The sequence below is a fragment of the Anaerostipes butyraticus genome (assembly GCF_016586355.1).
In the GTDB taxonomy this organism is placed as follows: domain Bacteria; phylum Bacillota; class Clostridia; order Lachnospirales; family Lachnospiraceae; genus Anaerostipes; species Anaerostipes butyraticus.
This window is the reverse complement of sequence record NZ_BLYI01000043.1, coordinates 20,586-36,979: the sequence shown is the minus strand read 5'-3', so window position 1 is coordinate 36,979 and position 16,394 is coordinate 20,586. Positions and strand designations below refer to the sequence as shown.

Genomic DNA, 16,394 nt, shown 5'->3' with positions numbered 1-16,394 from the left:
ATGAGCAGCGAAATATCAGTTCGGGATCAAATATTTTCAACATACGGTAGTTTATATGATGCAGAAAAGAAAGTAGCAGATTATTTGATCAGCCACCCGGCAGAAGCAATCGAGATGTCTGTATCAGAGCTTGCGAAGCACTGTGAGGCAAGTCAGGCGACCATTGTCAGATTTTGTAAGAAGATCGGATGCAAAGGATTTCATCAGCTGAAAATCAAGATGGCCGGAGAGCAAAGACAGCAGGAAGAACAGGTGATTTCCAACGAGATCAACCTGGACCATATGGAGCAGTCGCTGAACAACATTTTGGGAAGCAAGCTGGAAGAATTAAAGGCGACATACTCCAATTTTGATCCGAAAGAATTAAGGGAGATTATTGACCTGATCCTGCAGGCGGATATGATCGAATTTGCCGCCATGGGCAATACAATTCCTATTGCGCTGGATGGAACTTATAAGTTCAATCAGCTGGGACTTAAGGCGGTCAGTTCGACTATCTGGGAGAGTCAGGAGGCGTTTTCCCGCCTTCTCAGGGAAAAAGATATTATGTTCGCCATATCAGCGTCCGGAGCATCCAAACATCTGCTCAATATGGTTGAGATTGCAAAAGAAAACAAAGCGGTAACGGTGGCTGTCACCAATCAGGCAAAGTCTCCGCTGGCGGAGGCATGTGACTATGTTCTGCTGACAGCAACGAGGGAACATATTTTCCACGATCAGGTGAGTTTTACAAGAATGGCGGCAATGTCAGTGATTGACTGTCTGTTCCTGTTCTTGTTTTCTACCAAATGGGATTCCTTCAAAAATGTGGCGGAACACGAACAGTCTGTTGCGGAAGAAAAAATGTGATATTTCAGGAAGAATCGGAAACAGATCTGGAGGCATCATAAAACGATGCCTCCTTTTTTGTGTGATAAACAGAGACAGGGGAAATTTTCCTGTCCAATGATAGAAAAGGAGAAAAAAATGAAAGATAGCTGGTTGGATTTAGAAGGAAAAACAGTAATCGTAACCGGAGGCGCATCCGGGATCGGAAAGGCAGTGGCACAGGAATTTTTAAATGTAGGAGCCAATGTGGCAGTTTCAGATATGGCGGAAAAGGCTCCGGATCTGGAAGCCGGACAAGGTCAGTTTGCTTATATAAGAACAGATGTCACAAAACCACAGGAAGTAGAAGAAATGGTACGAAAGGTAACCGAAATCTTCGGAACCATCGATGTGCTGGTGAATAATGCGGGCATCAATATTCCAAGACTCCTGGTGGATCCGAAAGATCCGAAAGGACAGTATGAACTGGATGAGGCTGTATGGGATAAAGTATGCAATGTCAATCTGAAAGGAGTTTTCTTCTGCGCTCAGGCGGCTGCCCGGGTCTTGACAGAAAAAGGAAAAGGAGTCATCATCAATATGTCATCTGAGAGCGGCCTGGAAGGATCTGAGGGACAGAGCGTGTATGCGGCGACAAAAAACGCAGTGAACTCTCTGACCAGATCCTGGGCGAAGGAACTGGGAAAACAGGGCGTCCGTGTGGTCGGCGTTGCGCCTGGCATTATGGAAGCGACCGGGCTTCGTACTTTGGCTTATGAGTCAGCTCTTGCGTATACCAGAGGCATCACAGTGGATGATCTGAGAGCGGGATACGCAAGTACTTCCACAACGCCTCTGAGCCGTTCCGGAAAATTAAGTGAAGTAGCGGATATGTGTGTATATCTGGCAAGCGAAAGAGCCTCCTATGTCCATGGAGTGACGATCAATGTGGCGGGAGGAAAAACCAGAGGATAAGAACACGGAGGTGTAAGATGAATCTACAATCAACATTTCAGATGAACAACGGAAACCGGATTCCGGTGGTGGCCATGGGAAGCTGGGACAGCAGAGGCGATGAAGGATATCAGGCCTGCCTGGATGCCCTGGAGGCGGGATACCGCCATCTGGATACGGCAAGCTATTATGAAAATGAAGCTCAGGTGGGAGCAGCCGTCAGAGACAGCGGCATTCCGAGAGAAGAGATTTTTGTCACCAGCAAAATCTGGTATACGGACATGGTGGAAGGGAAGCAGGAAGCGGCTTTCGAAAAAACATTAAAAGAGCTGGGTCTGGAGTATCTGGATCTGTATCTTCTCCACTGGCCGATCAACGATGTGGCAGGATCATGGAAGATTCTGGAAAAATATTACGATCAGGGGCTGATAAAGAATATCGGCGTCAGCAACTTTAATGAAAACCATCTGAAACGGCTGGAGAAAACTGCAAATGTTGCTCCGGCGGTGGATCAGATTGAGATTTGTCCGTTCCTCGTGCAGAAAGATACGGTGGATTACTGTAAAGGACAGGGAATTATCGTGGAAGCATGGGGACCGCTGGGGAAAGGAAAGCAGCTGGGAGAGCCGGAAATCATGAAACTGGCGGAAAAATACAAAAAGACGCCGGCGCAGATCATTCTCCGGTGGCACCTGCAGAGAGGCATCGTAAGTCTCCCGAAATCTGTCCATAAAGAACGCATCATTTCCAACAGAGACATTTTTGACTTTGAATTATCAGAAGAAGATATGAAACTGATGATGACCATGGACCACAGGGCAGAGACCGGCAGAGGATACCCGGCGGAATATAAAGAAGCATAAAACTGTGCAGGATCAGAGGATCGGGCCGCAGAACATCGGAAAGGAATCGGATGTTCTGCGGCCTGATTTTTAAGATAGTTTACCGGACTTACTGCATGTAAGAGTAACGGAGCGGGTTACAGTCTGTAAAACAATACCAGAAACTTTTCGTTGAGCAGTAGCTTTTGCAGTTGCGGAATTTTTGCTTTTTGAAGCAGAAGATTTGCTGATATACCAAGTTTTTCCAGGAGATGTTGTAGAGACAGAAGAACTGGTACATTTTGAAGAAGAACCATTGTAAGAAAAAGAGCCTTTGACTTTTAGTGTCCAAAGGGTGGTGTTGCCAGATTTATAGCGTACTGTCTTACTACCAGAGATTGTTTTTGAAGATGAAGATAATGTGATAGCAGGGGTGGAATCATACTCTAAGAGTATTTCGATATAATCACCATTTTCAAGATGTTCAACTTCTGTGAGTAATTGTTCAGAAGCATTTACAGAAGTAGAAATTGACAGGACAAAAATAAAATATGCAATAGATAAAAAGATAAAATATTTTTTCTTAGATTGTCTCATAGCTTTACTCCTCATATTCTATAATAATTTCTTCTTTTTCAATATGTTCATTTTTTGTTATTTGAAAATCTTTATATACTAGAACTGCATAAAATCCGATGAACATTAAAAGACAAGAGACAACGATAAGAACAATACGTTTTATAAAAGTATTCTTTTTCATTTTCTTGCTAAGATAATTGGAATCTGCCTGATTGATATAAGAATCAACAACTTCTTGAGGTGTTCCAAATTCTCTGATCAAATCTTGAATAGATAGAATTGAATGGTCATCGGCATAATCCTGGACAGTATTTTCAAAACCCTTAAGATATTGACGTTCTTGTTTCCCCAGAATTGGAAATAAGTTTTTTATTTTATGCAAATAAATTGCAGTAAAAGATTTTCTTTTCATAAATAAAATTTCACTCCCTTCTATAAATTATTCTTGATTAAGACGACAGAGAATTGCATGAACGCCTTGGACTACTTGCTGGTAATTATCACGAATAGATACCAGATACTGTTTTCCTTCTGGCTCTAATTTGTAATAAATTCGAGTTCGTTTTTTTCCGACTTTTTTTGAATATTCACTGATATATCCTTCATTTTCTAATTTATAAGTAGCAGAATATAATGTATTTTGTGAAATAGAAAGAGAATTGTCGGATAAATCTTTGATAGATTTTGATATTTGGTATACATAGCTGTCTCCCTTTTCAAGAAGAGATAGAATCAACATTTCTGTAATTCCAGTGATAAAGTTGTTGCGATTTGCCATGTTGATCAAACCTTTCTGTTTCTTGATAATTGTTCTGTATATATTCTAACAGACAAGATTTATTTAATCAATATTTTGCTGTTCAAAATATTGATTGACGGAAACAATAAAAAGATATACAATAAATATAGATTCACAAGTGTAATATAAAATTGGCGCAGGCTGCATCAGGAAAGATAAGAAACGGAGGAGGTGAATAACAATATAGGATTGAAAAAGAGAACTTAAATATTAAAAAGAAAGGGGAATGGTTATGAAGAAGATAATAATCTTGGCAGGTCCTGTAATAGCTTATTTAATCTGTTATATTATCTGTGGTTTCAGGGAGAGTATATTAAGTCAGGCAGATGTTCCGGTTACCGCTTTCTTTCTGCTGGAATGTTTCGGCTATTGTGTGATTGGAGTGTTGATTCTAGCTGTGGCAGAAACGATCCACAAGGAAAAACAAGATCAGAAGACAAAGATATTATGTGGTGTTGATATTCTTGTCCCTTTGATGATCTGGATTTTTGGAATAAAAACAGGATACTTTCTCTTAATGACCAATGGATTTGTTTATATATATTTTATTTTTCTGGGCGGGATTTTGTATTCTCTTATAAGAAGAAGTTAAACATATATTGTTTCTCGATAAATAAAAAGCCCTGTCTGAGTGAAAGTTACCGTTAAACGGCAGACGAGATCTCAGACAGGCTTTTTTACTTCGTAGGAAATTGTGTTCTTTGCTTTTATTTTATGCTGACAAGAAGGGGAGATTCGTTGTATAATATCTGTAGTTTTGTGAGAGAAAGGATGAAAATGGAAATGACCACGATCATAGCAGGAGTGTTTCTGCTGATTTTTGCTCTGCTTATTTTTCTGTGTTTTACCTATATGCAGAATCAGCGGTCCAAATATACTGCTTCCATGTATAAAGAATTTAAGAAAGAATATCAGGGCAGAGCCAGGGTTGCCATGGGATTTTCCCAGACGAATATATTCGCAAAGCCTGTGACTCTGATGCTGGCGGTGGGAGATGATCAGAGAGTCATGGATGCCTGGAGTGTGACCGATCAGGATATGGAACTGGAAGGACGCACCTGTGAGGAATATATTGGAATCGATGTGAAAAAATATGCAGAGATGGATCGGGAAAAAAGAAAGAATGAACTGCTGATGCGAAAAGTTTCGGATCCGAAAAATTCCAAGGAACAGGCATTTGATATGGCAGTACGGCAGATTTTAGAACAAACAACAGGGAATTAAGAATATGGAAGAAATCAGACAGGAACAAAAAGAAAGAGTAATATTAATTGCCGTGGCAGAACGGCAGGAGGAAGCGGAAGAATCATTGGACGAACTGGAGGAACTGGCGAAGACCGCCGGCGCGGAAACTGCGGCAAGGGTGATTCAGATCCGGGAGACTCCTCACCCGGCAACTTATATTGGAAAAGGAAAAATTGATGAGGTTAACGCCCTTTTATATGGAACAGACGCTACGGGGGTTATTTGTGACGATGAATTGTCCCCGGCGCAGATTGGAAATCTGGAGCGTATGCTGGATACAAAAGTCATGGACCGCACCCTTTTGATTCTGGATATCTTTGCCGGAAGAGCCTATACAAAGGAAGGAAATATCCAGGTAGAACTTGCCCAGCTTAAGTACCGGGCATCTAAACTGACCGGACAGGGGACTGCCCTGTCCAGACTGGGAGGAGGAATCGGAACAAGAGGACCGGGAGAGAAAAAGCTGGAGATGGACAGGCGGCTGATCCGCCGGAGGATTTCCCATTTAAAAGCAGAGTTAAGGGATGTAATCCGGCACCGGGAAGTACAGAGAAAGCAGCGGCAGAGAAACCATGTGCCGGTGATCTGCATTGTCGGTTATACCAACGCCGGGAAATCTACCCTGTTAAATTACCTGACCAACGCAGGTGTTCTGGAGGAGAATCAGCTGTTTGCCACCCTGGATCCGACGACCAAGAGCCTGGAACTCGGCAGCGGACAGACGGTGCTTCTGACAGATACCGTAGGGTTTATCCGGAAACTGCCTCATCATCTGGTGGACGCTTTCCGGAGTACTCTGGAAGAGGCAAAATACAGCGATCTGATTTTCCATGTAGTGGATGCTTCCAATCCTCAGAAAGAAAAGCATATGGAAGTGGTTTATGAGACTTTAAAACAGCTGGGAGCTGTGGGATCTGATGTGATCACAGTGTTTAACAAGATGGATCTGGTGGAACATGATATGGTGTTAAAAGATCCGAAGGCACAGATGACGGTAAAGATATCAGCCAGGACAGGAGAGGGAGTGGATGAACTCCTTTCTGAGGCAGAGGAACTCCTGCAGAGGAAGAAACTGTATATTGAAAAATTATATTCCTACAGTGAGGCGGGAAAGATACAGATGATCCGCAGTTACGGCCAGCTTGTGAAAGAAGAATACAGGGAAGATGGAATCTACGTGGAAGCATATATTCCAAAAGAAATTTTAGGCAGTGTTTAGGAGGGAGATAAATGATCATTCAAAAGGTGATTAATAATAATGTAGTCAGTACTTTTGATACCAATAACAGGGAGGTCATCCTGATGGGGAAAGGAATCGGATTTCGAAAGAAGGCAGGAGACGAGCTGGATAAAAACAAAATTGAAAAGATCTTTACCCTGGATCAAAGGGCAACGTCTCCTTTCGTTCAGGAAATCATGGCGATCATACAGGAATTTTATGAAGTTTCCCTGGATTCGGAAACACCGGCGTATCAGCGGTTTGCCACCCATCTGGAATATATGGAATCTGAAATTCTTTCCGGTCACCGGAAAGATGAAGAGGATGAAGAAGACGATGTGGAATTTTACGAAAGAAATCAGAAAAAATATCCGGAAGCTTATATCTGCAGTCAGAAAATCGTAGAACATATTGAGGAACACTATCACTGCAGACTGTCTGCCGATGAAAAGATGTATCTGATCATTTACGTCAAACGTCTGATGATGGAAAGAGAGATTTAATCAGGGAAAATTTGTTGACTTAAGAGAAGGTATTTGGTATTATATATGTATTGAATATGGATTGTTACTGGTAAGGCAGGCAAGACCTTTTTCAATGAGTGTGGACTGCATTTATTGGAGGGGGTCTTTTTTTCTTTTTGCGGGTATGAGGCTGCCCGGAATTCCTGCGGCCGCCAACAGCAGTCCGGACGCATATTTTAATAATTCTAAACAAGAGAAGGAGATTTAATTATGGTATCAAAGAAATTTGTCATTGAGAACGAACAGGGATTACACATGAGACCGGCAGGTGTTCTTGCAAAGGCGGTTACAAAATTTGAATCTGATGTAACAATTATTTTTGAAGATAAGAAAATCAACGCAAAGAGCCTGTTAAATATCATTGGTGCCTGCATCAAATGTGGTTCTGAAATCGAATTAGTATGTGAAGGTCCTGATGAAGAAGCAGCACTTGCACATGCAACAGAATTAATCGAATCTGGATTAGGGGAATAAGAACAAATATTTGATAAAAGGACGGGTGTTAGTATGTATAAAGGTATAGGAGCATCTGCAGGAATCGGTATCGGAAAGGTTGTTGTAATTAAGGAACAGGAACTTAATTACACAAAGACAACGATCGAAGATACAGAAGCAGAAAAGAAACGTTTAAGCGATGCCATTGAAGTTTTCATTGAGAAAACCACCCAGATGGTAGAAGCAATGAAAGTAACGGCTGGAGAGCAGGAATCTGAGATTCTGGAAGGACATATTCTTATGATCCAGGATCCGGCGATCACAGAGCAGATTGAAGCGAAGATCGATGGAGAGAAGATCAACGCGGAAGCAGCGGTTGAAGAGGCGTGTGATTTCTTCGCGCAGATCTTTTCAATGGCAGAAGACGAATTAACCCAGCAAAGAGCTTCTGACTTAGGTGATATCAAAACTCGTTTGATTAAAATTTTACTTGGCATTGAAGATGTTGATATCAGTGCAGTACCGGCAGGTACGGTTTTGGTCGCAGAAGATCTGACACCATCCATGACGGCTGGCATCAATCCGGATAATGTTGAAGGTGTATTGACTGAGATTGGAGGAAAGACTTCCCATTCTGCAATTATCTGCAGATCTATGGAAATCCCTGCAGTCTTAAGTATTGAAAATATCACATCCATTGTCCAGGATGGAGATGAAGTTGTATTAGACGGTGCAACAGGGGAAGCTTATGTAAAACCAGAAGCTTCTATTGTTGAAGAATATAAAGAAAAGAAAGCAAAATTCCTGGAAGAAAAAGCGGCACTGGCTAAGTTCGTAGGAAAACCATCTCAGACAGCAGATGGACATGTTGTAGAACTGGTTGCCAATATCGGAGGACCGGATGAAGCAGCAGGCGTATTAGAGAAAGATGGAGAGGGTGTTGGCTTATTCAGGACAGAATTCCTGTTCATGGAAAGCAATGACGTTCCATCAGAAGAATCTCAGTTCGAGGCTTATAAGAAAGTAGCAGAAACTCTGGAAGGAAAACCGGTTATCATCCGTACACTGGATATTGGAGGAGATAAAGCGCTTCCATATCTTGGACTTCCAACAGAAGAAAATCCATTCTTAGGATTCCGTGCGGTACGTTTCTGTCTCCAGCGTCCGGAGATTTATAAACCTCAGTTAAGAGCACTGCTTCGCGCAAGTGCTTTCGGAAAGATTCGTATCATGGTTCCGCTTGTTACCTGCGTAGATGAACTTCGCGCAGTGAAAGCCCTGATCGAAGAGATCAAGGGTGAATTAGACGCGGAAGGAATCGCGTACGATAAAGACATCGAAGTCGGTGTTATGATGGAAACAGCTGCAGCCAGCTTGATTGCAGACATTCTTGCAAAAGAAGCAGATTTCTTCAGTATCGGTACAAATGACCTGACTGGATATACAATGGCGGCAGACAGAGGAAATCCAGATGTTGCTTATCTGTACTCTGCATATAATCCGGCAGTTCTTCGTTCTATCAAGAATATCATCGGAGCTGCAAACAAAGAAGGCATTATGGCAGGTATGTGCGGAGAAGCGGCAAGCGATCCGCTGTTAGTTCCAGTACTTCTGGCATTTGGATTAAATGAGTTTTCAGTAAGCGCAACAGCAATCCTTGCAACAAGAAAAGTTATGTCTCTGTGGACAATGGACGAATGCAAGGCACTGGCTGATGAAGTGATGCAGCTGGAGACAGAGAAGGAAGTAAAAGAATTATTGCAGGAGAGAGCGAGAAGCTAAGACAAGCTTTCGAACATAGGAAAAGGTTCCGTACAGACGGGACCTTTTCTGTTTTTTAAAGATAAAGTGTATACAGTATTATACTGGACAGGAGGTGAGATGAAGAAGTGAGTATGACGGAAGAAGGAAAAAAGGTGCTGGCAGTTTTGGATGAAAAAAAGATTCCATATGAATGTATGGAACATGAACCTGTTTATACGGTGGAAGAGATACAGGAAAGGAATTTATGGCACCATAAAGATGGCATTGGCGCCAAAAATCTGTTTTTAAGAGACGGCAGCGGGAAGAGACATTTTCTCGTTGTGGTCCGGGATGACAAACAGGCAGACTTGAAACAGGTACGGGCAGAGATAAAAAGCTCCCGGCTGAGTTTTGCGTCAGAGGAACGTCTGGAACGGTATCTTCACGTATCGCCAGGATCGGTATCTCCTCTTGGAATTCTGAATGATACAGAATGTATGGTTGAGGTCTTTTTTGACCAGGATCTGAAACAATATTCTTATATGGCAGTTCATCCCAATGATAACCGGGCAACTCTGTGGATGAAAACGGAGGATCTGGTGAAGATCATCAAAGAACATGGAAACTCTTTTGCCTGGATTCGTATTTAAGATAGAAACTTACTAGGATTTTTTCTCGGAATGTTATATACTAAGAAAAGGAAACCAAACAAACATTCTGATAAAACTCTGAAAGGATTGGAAAATTGTTCATTTTAATTTGTCTGGATGATAAAAACGGAATGATGTTTCATAACAGAAGACAGAGCCAGGATCGGGGACTGAGAGCATATATCCGTCAGCTGATAGGAGATGCCAGGATTTATATGAATCAGTATACAAGAAAACTGTACCGGGAATTTCCGCAGGCAGTTGTCTGTGAGGATTTTCTGTTCCGGGCCCGGGCTGGTGATTATTGTCTTGTGGAGGATCAGAAACTTTGTCCAGTGGAAGACCGGATTGAAAAAATTTATGTCTTTCGATGGAATAAAGTTTATCCAGCAGATCAGACGCTGGATCTTTCCCTGGATGACTGGACCTTGGAGAGCAGCCGGGAATTTGATGGATCCACCCACAGAATTCTCCAGGAAACGTACATCAGATGACGTGTTCATGTCAAAAGACATGAAATCAGATCCATTCAGAGAATATAAATTGGGGGAAGAAAAGGCATGAAGAGATTGATGAAGAAAGTCACCGTCCTTTTTATGGCGGTAATTTTTGCCGCGGCGCTGTGGGGGTGCGGGACAGAAGGAACAGGAAAGAAAGACAGCACCAGTCAGGAAACGGCGCAGAGCAGCAGCATCCCGGACTATTCCGGCAGGATGACCATCGTGCTGGATGATAATCGGCCGGATTTTGATGAGGATGATCTGACGGAAAAGTCATATGAATCCTACAGCGACCTGGATGATGAAGGAAGATGTCAGACGGCGCAGGCCTGTATCGGCAAAGATATTATGCCGACAAAAGAGAGAGGCGCTATCGGAATGGTAAAACCAACCGGCTGGCATACGGTCAAATATGATAACGTGGATGGAAAATATCTGTATAACAGGTGTCATCTGATCGCTTATCAGCTGACCGGTGAAAATGCCAATAAGAAGAACCTGATCACAGGAACCCGGTCTTTTAATGTGGATGGAATGCTTCCATATGAAGAAATGGTAGGAGATTATGTCCGTGAGACAGGAAATCATGTTCTTTACCGGGTAACTCCTGTTTTTGAGGGAGATGACCTTGTGGCGAAAGGGGTCCAGATGGAGGCAATGTCAGTAGAGGACAAAGGAGAGGACATAGAGTTTAATGTCTTTGTCTATAATGTGCAGGATGGAATTGATATTGATTACAAAACCGGAGACAGCCATAAGGCGTCAGAAGATTCAGACAGTACAGCGGAGGCATCCAGCTCACAGCAGGAAATCCGGGGCAACAAAAGATCGAAAGTCTACCACTGCCCTGGGCAGAGAGATTATAATAAGATGGCGGATTCAAAGAATCTGATCATTTTCCACAGCGAAAAAGAGGCGCAAGCAGCAGGTTATCGAAAAGCACAGCGATAACAGAAAGGACAAAAATATGAGTTTAAATGAGACACCAAGAAGTGACAGAATCCATATCGCATTGTTTGGAAAGAGAAATGCCGGAAAATCAAGCGTGATCAACGCACTGACCAATCAGGAACTGGCAATCGTATCTGAAGTTAAAGGAACGACTACGGATCCTGTATATAAATCCATGGAACTGCTTCCTTTGGGACCGGTCGTAATGATTGACACGCCTGGCCTGGATGATGAGGGTGAATTGGGCGAAAAACGTGTGAAGAAGGCAAAAGAGGTACTGAGCAAAGCAGATATTGCTCTTGTGATTATGGATGCCGCACAGGGAGTAACGAGTTTTGAGCAGGATATGATGGAACTGATGGAGAAGAGAAAGATTCCATATTTGAAAGTGTATAACAAGATTGATCTGTCTGAAAGAGAAGAAACAGATGAGGATGCCTGCTATGTCAGTGCGGTAACAGGAGAAGGAATCCAGGAATTAAAAGAAGCCATTGGCAGGATCGTGCCTTCAGAAAAGGAGACACAGAAGATCGCAGGAGATCTGGTGGATCCGCTGGATCTGGTCGTTCTTGTGGTTCCGATTGATTCTGCGGCGCCGAAAGGCCGTCTGATTCTGCCGCAGCAGCAGACGATCCGGGATCTTCTGGAATCCGGCGCGGCATCTGTGGTTGTCCGGGATTTCGAACTTGCAGGAGTTCTTGAGAAATTAGGAACCAGGCCGGCTCTTGTGATTACGGATTCTCAGGCTTTTGAACAGGTGGCGGAGGATGTGCCGGATGATATTATGCTGACATCCTTTTCTATTTTATTTGCCAGATATAAAGGAGATCTGGAAGAAGAAATCCGCGGTATCCGAGCGCTGAAATCTTTAAAAGATGGTGACAGGATCCTGATTGCAGAGGGATGCACCCACCACAGACAGTGTGACGACATTGGAACCGTGAAGATTCCAAGATGGCTTCGTCAGTACACAGGAAAAGAGTTTCAGATTGAGACAAGCAGCGGAAACGGTTTTCCGGATGATCTGGAGGACTATCAGATGATCATCCACTGCGGCGGATGTATGTTAAACCGCAGAGAAATGAAAAGCCGGATCCAGAGAGCGGTGGAAGCAGGCGTCCCGATCGTCAATTATGGCGTTTTGATTGCCTGCATCAAAGGAATTCTGGAAAGATCTCTGGAGCCTTTTCCGGAAGCGCTTAAAATTTTAAATGAGTTATAAGAGGAATTCTTTACAAAAAGATGGAAGTTTTGTAGAATGGAAAAGCAATGAAAAAAATTCCTGAAACAGGATTTAAGAATAGGAGAAAACCATGAGCAAAGTAAGAACCAGATTTGCACCAAGCCCGACAGGGAAGATGCATGTAGGAAACTTAAGAACTGCCCTGTACGCGTATCTGATCGCGCGCCATGCAGGCGGTGATTTTATTTTGAGAATCGAAGATACTGATCAGGTAAGAAAACTGGAAGGTGCAGAAGAGATCATTTACAAGACACTGGAAAAAGCAGGTTTAAGCCATGATGAAGGTCCGGATAAGGATGGAGGCGTCGGTCCGTATGTCCAGAGTGAGCGTCAGGCTCAGGGTATTTATATGAAATACGCAAAAGAACTGATCGATAAGGGAGAGGCATATTACTGCTTCTGTGATCAGGAACGTCTGGACAGCCTGAAGGTAAAATCAGGGGACGTCATGATCAGCCATTATGACAAGCACTGCCTGTCTCTGAGCAAAGAGGAAGTGCAGGAGAAGCTGGATGCAGGGGTGCCGTATGTGATTCGTCAGAACAATCCGACGGAAGGGACAACATCATTTACGGATGAGATTTACGGAGAGATCACAGTAGATAATATTGAACTGGATGATATGATCCTGATCAAATCCGATGGATATCCGACCTATAATTTTGCCAATGTGGTCGATGATCATCTGATGGGAATCACTCATGTGGTAAGAGGAAATGAATACCTGTCTTCCACACCAAAGTACAATCGTCTTTATGATGCTTTTGGATGGGAAAAGCCTGTCTATATCCATTGCCCGCTGATTACAGATGAGGATCATCAGAAACTGAGCAAGAGAAAGGGCCATTCTTCGTTTGAAGATCTTCTGGAGCAGGGATTCCTGCCGGAGGCAATCGTCAATTTTGTGGCGCTTCTTGGATGGAGCCCGGGAGGAGAACAGGAAATCTTTTCTTTAAAAGAACTGGAGGAAATTTTTGACTATCATCACATGTCAAAGACACCGGCTGTTTTTGATATGAAAAAAATCTCCTGGATGAACGGAGAGTATATTAAGGCAATGGATTTCGACCGTTTTAAGGAAATGGCGCTGCCGATCGTTAAGGACGTAATCCATCGGGAGATGGATTTTGATAAGATTCTTTCCATGGTGAAGACGAGAATCGAGAGACTGACAGAAATTCCGGAACATATTGACTTTTTTGAGCAGGTGCCGGATTACGATATTTCCATGTACAAACATAAAAAGATGAAGACAACACCGGAATCTTCTCTGGATGTATTAAAGGAAGTGCTTCCGGTTATTGAAGCGCAGGAAGATTTTTCCAATGATGCTCTTTATGAAATGCTTCTTGCTTTTGCCAAAGAGCATGGATATAAAAACGGATATGTAATGTGGCCGGTGCGTACAGCACTTTCCGGAAAACAGATGACGCCGGGCGGGGCGACAGAACTTATGGAGCTTCTTGGAAAAGAAGAATCCATCCGAAGGATTAACGCGGCAGTTGGCAGGCTGGAGGCTGAAATTTCGTGAGCAGATTAAGTCAGGCTCAGAAAAAGGCGGTTACGCACAAAGATGGACCGATGATGGTGCTTGCCGGTCCTGGATCGGGAAAGACACTGGTGATCACAAAGCGGGTCCAGTATCTGATCGGTCATTATAAAGTGCAGCCGGAGCATATTCTTGTGATTACATTTACAAGAGCAGCCGCGGCGGAGATGAGAGAGAGGTTTCAAAGGCTGGCAGGGAAGACTCTGCCGGTTTCCTTTGGAACCTTTCATTCTGTTTTCTTTATGATGCTCCGGCATGCCTACGGGTACCGGGCAGAAAATATTCTGCCGGAATCCAGGAAATATGACATGATCCGGGAAATTCTCTATGACCGCCGCCTTGATGCAGAGGATGACGGAGACTTGATCCGGTCGGTGATTCAGGAAATCAGTCTGGTCAAAGGACAGATGATTTCTCTGGATTATTATCACAGCAGCAGCTGCGGGGATGAAGTGTTCCGGGAAATTTATGAAGCTTATGAGAAAAAACTGCATCAGAACCGATGGATTGATTTCGATGATATACTGATCTATACGTATGAACTTCTGAAGGAGAGAGAAGATATCCGGGCGGCATGGCAGCAGAGATTCCCATATATCCTGATCGACGAATTTCAGGATATTAATAAAATACAGTATGAGATTGTCAGACTGCTGGCAGAGCCAAAAAGAAATTTGTTTATTGTCGGAGATGATGATCAGTCTATTTACAAATTCCGGGGCGCCCGTCCGGAACTGATGCTGGGATTTCCAAAGGATTATCCGGAGACTCAGCAGGTTATATTAAATACGAATTTTCGGTCGGGAGAAGAAATTGTTACCTTTGGCGAGAAGATCATCTGCCATAATACAAAACGATTTCCAAAAAAAATGGAGGCGTTTCAGGGTCCGAAGCATCCGGTGGAAATCAGAAGATTTAAAGACCAGAGGGAAGAAAATAAACATATTGTATATACGATTCGGGAGGAGATGGCGAAGAAACGGCCTCTGTCTCAGATCGCAGTGCTGACAAGAACCAATCAGGGGCCGAGGCAGCTGATCGGGGCATTGATGGCATATAACATTCCGTTTTGCATGAGAGATGCGGTGCCGAATCTTTTTGATCACTGGATCGCGAAAAATCTGATTGACTACATGCGGCTTGCCATGGGAGACAGAAGGAGAAGTACGTTTCTCAGAGTGATGAACCGGCCGAAACGTTATATCAGCCGGGAATACCTGACAGAGCCGCAGGTCTCTTTTGAAGATCTGCTGGAAAAGACAAAAGAAAAACCATGGCTGTATGACAATATAGAGGAAATGAAAGAGGACATCCGAATCCTTGCTAAGATGACGCCGGCAGCGGCGATCACTTATATCCGAAAATCTGTCGGATACAATGCGTATCTTTCTGAATATGCAGGATTCCAGAGAATGCAGGAAGAAGAACTGACGCAGGTTCTGGAAGAGGTGCAGGACAGTGCAAAAGGATTTGAGACCTATGAAGAATGGTTTGATTATATACAGGAATATACGGAAGAATTAAACCGGCAGTCAAAGGAAAACCAGACAGAAAAAAATGGTGTTGTCATAAGTACAATGCACAGTTCCAAAGGACTGGAATTTGACCGGGTGTTTTTGCCGGATATCAATGAAGATGTGATACCTCATAAAAAATCCATAAAAGAGGAAGATATTGAAGAAGAACGAAGAATGTTCTATGTAGCGGCAACCCGCGCCAGGAAATATCTGCATGTATTTTCGGTAGAAAAGCTGTATAATAAAGACAGCCGGGAATCCAGATTCCTGAAAGAGATAGAAACAACAACGAAAACCGGGGAGGGACACGTATGAGTGATAAGAGAATGACACCGAGAGCCGGAGAAATTTACCGCCATTTTAAGAATAATCTGTATCAGATCATTACGGTGGCAGAACATTCGGAAACAGGGGAAAAGCTGGTAGTTTATCAGGCGCTGTATGGGGACTTTAAAGTCTTTGCAAGGCCTCTTTCCATGTTTATGAGCGAGGTGGACCGGGGGAAATATCCGGAGGCGGAGCAGGAATATCGTTTTGAAAAAGTAGAACCGGAAGATATCAGAAAACAGGAAGATTCCATAATATCAAAGAAACAGGAGGAAGAACCGGAACAGGAAACCCTGAGTTTTGAGGAAAATAATCCGCTTCTTGAGTTCCTGGATGCGCCGGATCATCAGAGCAGGCTGGATGTGCTGATGCGGTATAAAGATACGGTATCCGAGATTATGCTGGATTCCATGAGCCTGTCCATGGACTGTGTTTTGAATGGACAGAGCAGGGAAGAAAAATACAATGAACTGGAAAAAATATTAAAAACAAAAGTACATTACGAAAAAAAGCCCCGCTGATCTCTGGTTC

General features: G+C 43.2%; 19 protein-coding genes. 16 read left to right on the top strand and 3 right to left on the bottom strand.

Annotation, left to right across the window (positions count from 1 at the left end; genetic code table 11):
- From JMF81_RS09535 to JMF81_RS09525, 3 genes are all read left to right on the top strand, one after another.
- A complete protein-coding gene (locus tag JMF81_RS09535) occupies positions 1-849 on the top strand; it encodes a MurR/RpiR family transcriptional regulator (protein ID WP_201311225.1) in 849 nt (282 codons plus the stop codon).
- A gap of 117 nt (positions 850-966) precedes the next feature.
- Complete coding sequence (locus JMF81_RS09530; RefSeq protein WP_201311224.1) at positions 967-1,782, top strand: SDR family oxidoreductase; 816 nt, start codon at positions 967-969, stop codon at positions 1,780-1,782.
- A gap of 17 nt (positions 1,783-1,799) precedes the next feature.
- The gene (locus JMF81_RS09525) at positions 1,800-2,624 is read left to right on the top strand and encodes an aldo/keto reductase (RefSeq protein ID WP_201311223.1); all 825 of its coding nucleotides are present in this window, start codon (positions 1,800-1,802) and stop codon (positions 2,622-2,624) included.
- Positions 2,625-2,693: 69 nt separating this feature from the next.
- Here the strand turns inward: JMF81_RS09525 and JMF81_RS09520 are convergent, their stop codons facing one another.
- Genes JMF81_RS09520 through JMF81_RS09510 form a run of 3 tightly spaced genes read right to left on the bottom strand, consistent with a single transcriptional unit; the run spans position 2,694 to position 3,939 of the window.
- A complete protein-coding gene (locus JMF81_RS09520; RefSeq protein WP_201311222.1) occupies positions 2,694-3,179 on the bottom strand; it encodes a hypothetical protein in 486 nt (161 codons plus the stop codon).
- Between the two features lie 4 nt (positions 3,180-3,183).
- Positions 3,184-3,573, bottom strand: coding sequence for a DUF6120 family protein (locus JMF81_RS09515; RefSeq protein WP_201311221.1), 390 nt, complete (start codon positions 3,571-3,573; stop codon positions 3,184-3,186).
- 27 nt (positions 3,574-3,600) lie between these two features.
- A complete protein-coding gene (locus tag JMF81_RS09510) occupies positions 3,601-3,939 on the bottom strand; it encodes a PadR family transcriptional regulator (RefSeq protein WP_201311220.1) in 339 nt (112 codons plus the stop codon).
- A 253-nt stretch (positions 3,940-4,192) separates the two neighbouring features.
- Between JMF81_RS09510 and JMF81_RS09505 the strand changes: the two genes are divergently transcribed.
- The 13 genes from JMF81_RS09505 to JMF81_RS09445 all read left to right on the top strand — a co-directional run bounded on the left by JMF81_RS09505 (position 4,193) and on the right by JMF81_RS09445 (position 16,384).
- On the top strand, positions 4,193-4,552 hold the full coding sequence (locus JMF81_RS09505) for a hypothetical protein (protein WP_201311219.1): 360 nt from the start codon (positions 4,193-4,195) through the stop codon (positions 4,550-4,552).
- A 179-nt stretch (positions 4,553-4,731) separates the two neighbouring features.
- Positions 4,732-5,184, top strand: a complete 453-nt coding sequence (locus JMF81_RS09500) for a hypothetical protein (protein WP_201311218.1) — start codon at positions 4,732-4,734, stop codon at positions 5,182-5,184.
- A gap of 4 nt (positions 5,185-5,188) precedes the next feature.
- The gene (gene hflX, locus JMF81_RS09495; protein ID WP_201311217.1) at positions 5,189-6,424 is read left to right on the top strand and encodes a GTPase HflX; all 1,236 of its coding nucleotides are present in this window, start codon (positions 5,189-5,191) and stop codon (positions 6,422-6,424) included.
- Positions 6,425-6,435: 11 nt separating this feature from the next.
- A complete protein-coding gene (locus JMF81_RS09490; RefSeq protein ID WP_201311216.1) occupies positions 6,436-6,927 on the top strand; it encodes a CAT RNA binding domain-containing protein in 492 nt (163 codons plus the stop codon).
- Positions 6,928-7,158: 231 nt separating this feature from the next.
- Positions 7,159-7,422 carry an HPr family phosphocarrier protein gene (locus JMF81_RS09485; protein ID WP_201311215.1) on the top strand — a complete coding sequence of 88 codons (264 nt, stop codon included), beginning with the start codon at positions 7,159-7,161 and terminating at the stop codon, positions 7,420-7,422.
- Positions 7,423-7,455: 33 nt separating this feature from the next.
- Positions 7,456-9,165 (top strand): phosphoenolpyruvate--protein phosphotransferase, encoded by a 1,710-nt coding sequence (ptsP, locus tag JMF81_RS09480; RefSeq protein WP_201311214.1) that lies wholly within the window; start codon positions 7,456-7,458, stop codon positions 9,163-9,165.
- Between the two features lie 113 nt (positions 9,166-9,278).
- Positions 9,279-9,776 carry a prolyl-tRNA synthetase associated domain-containing protein gene (locus JMF81_RS09475; RefSeq protein ID WP_201311413.1) on the top strand — a complete coding sequence of 166 codons (498 nt, stop codon included), beginning with the start codon at positions 9,279-9,281 and terminating at the stop codon, positions 9,774-9,776.
- A gap of 95 nt (positions 9,777-9,871) precedes the next feature.
- Positions 9,872-10,270 (top strand): hypothetical protein, encoded by a 399-nt coding sequence (locus tag JMF81_RS09470; RefSeq protein WP_201311213.1) that lies wholly within the window; start codon positions 9,872-9,874, stop codon positions 10,268-10,270.
- Between the two features lie 66 nt (positions 10,271-10,336).
- On the top strand, positions 10,337-11,227 hold the full coding sequence (locus JMF81_RS09465; RefSeq protein ID WP_201311212.1) for a DNA/RNA non-specific endonuclease: 891 nt from the start codon (positions 10,337-10,339) through the stop codon (positions 11,225-11,227).
- Positions 11,228-11,243: 16 nt separating this feature from the next.
- Positions 11,244-12,449: a [FeFe] hydrogenase H-cluster maturation GTPase HydF gene (gene hydF, locus JMF81_RS09460; RefSeq protein ID WP_201311211.1), complete on the top strand. Its 1,206-nt coding sequence runs from the start codon at positions 11,244-11,246 to the stop codon at positions 12,447-12,449.
- Positions 12,450-12,540: 91 nt separating this feature from the next.
- Positions 12,541-14,001 (top strand): glutamate--tRNA ligase, encoded by a 1,461-nt coding sequence (gene gltX, locus JMF81_RS09455; RefSeq protein ID WP_201311210.1) that lies wholly within the window; start codon positions 12,541-12,543, stop codon positions 13,999-14,001.
- Complete coding sequence (locus JMF81_RS09450) at positions 13,998-15,851, top strand: ATP-dependent helicase (protein ID WP_201311209.1); 1,854 nt, start codon at positions 13,998-14,000, stop codon at positions 15,849-15,851. The genes gltX and JMF81_RS09450 overlap by 4 nt, the downstream gene beginning before the upstream one ends.
- Positions 15,848-16,384 carry a DUF1653 domain-containing protein gene (locus JMF81_RS09445; RefSeq protein WP_243282599.1) on the top strand — a complete coding sequence of 179 codons (537 nt, stop codon included), beginning with the start codon at positions 15,848-15,850 and terminating at the stop codon, positions 16,382-16,384. Before JMF81_RS09450 ends, JMF81_RS09445 begins: the two co-directional genes overlap by 4 nt.
- The last annotated feature ends 10 nt before the right edge of the window (positions 16,385-16,394 follow it).

What these genes read in the sequence shown, in the direction of transcription:
- JMF81_RS09535 (WP_201311225.1), top strand. Translation starts at nt 1, where the DNA reads ATGAGCAGCGAAATATCAGTTCGGGATCAAATATTTTCAACATACGGT.
- JMF81_RS09530 (WP_201311224.1), top strand. Translation starts at nt 967, where the DNA reads ATGAAAGATAGCTGGTTGGATTTAGAAGGAAAAACAGTAATCGTAACC.
- JMF81_RS09525 (WP_201311223.1), top strand. Translation starts at nt 1,800, where the DNA reads ATGAATCTACAATCAACATTTCAGATGAACAACGGAAACCGGATTCCG.
- JMF81_RS09520 (WP_201311222.1), bottom strand. Translation starts at nt 3,179, where the DNA reads ATGAGACAATCTAAGAAAAAATATTTTATCTTTTTATCTATTGCATAT.
- JMF81_RS09515 (WP_201311221.1), bottom strand. Translation starts at nt 3,573, where the DNA reads ATGAAAAGAAAATCTTTTACTGCAATTTATTTGCATAAAATAAAAAAC.
- JMF81_RS09510 (WP_201311220.1), bottom strand. Translation starts at nt 3,939, where the DNA reads ATGGCAAATCGCAACAACTTTATCACTGGAATTACAGAAATGTTGATT.
- JMF81_RS09505 (WP_201311219.1), top strand. Translation starts at nt 4,193, where the DNA reads ATGAAGAAGATAATAATCTTGGCAGGTCCTGTAATAGCTTATTTAATC.
- JMF81_RS09500 (WP_201311218.1), top strand. Translation starts at nt 4,732, where the DNA reads ATGAAAATGGAAATGACCACGATCATAGCAGGAGTGTTTCTGCTGATT.
- hflX (WP_201311217.1), top strand. Translation starts at nt 5,189, where the DNA reads ATGGAAGAAATCAGACAGGAACAAAAAGAAAGAGTAATATTAATTGCC.
- JMF81_RS09490 (WP_201311216.1), top strand. Translation starts at nt 6,436, where the DNA reads ATGATCATTCAAAAGGTGATTAATAATAATGTAGTCAGTACTTTTGAT.
- JMF81_RS09485 (WP_201311215.1), top strand. Translation starts at nt 7,159, where the DNA reads ATGGTATCAAAGAAATTTGTCATTGAGAACGAACAGGGATTACACATG.
- ptsP (WP_201311214.1), top strand. Translation starts at nt 7,456, where the DNA reads ATGTATAAAGGTATAGGAGCATCTGCAGGAATCGGTATCGGAAAGGTT.
- JMF81_RS09475 (WP_201311413.1), top strand. Translation starts at nt 9,279, where the DNA reads ATGACGGAAGAAGGAAAAAAGGTGCTGGCAGTTTTGGATGAAAAAAAG.
- JMF81_RS09465 (WP_201311212.1), top strand. Translation starts at nt 10,337, where the DNA reads ATGAAGAGATTGATGAAGAAAGTCACCGTCCTTTTTATGGCGGTAATT.
- hydF (WP_201311211.1), top strand. Translation starts at nt 11,244, where the DNA reads ATGAGTTTAAATGAGACACCAAGAAGTGACAGAATCCATATCGCATTG.
- gltX (WP_201311210.1), top strand. Translation starts at nt 12,541, where the DNA reads ATGAGCAAAGTAAGAACCAGATTTGCACCAAGCCCGACAGGGAAGATG.
- JMF81_RS09445 (WP_243282599.1), top strand. Translation starts at nt 15,848, where the DNA reads ATGAGTGATAAGAGAATGACACCGAGAGCCGGAGAAATTTACCGCCAT.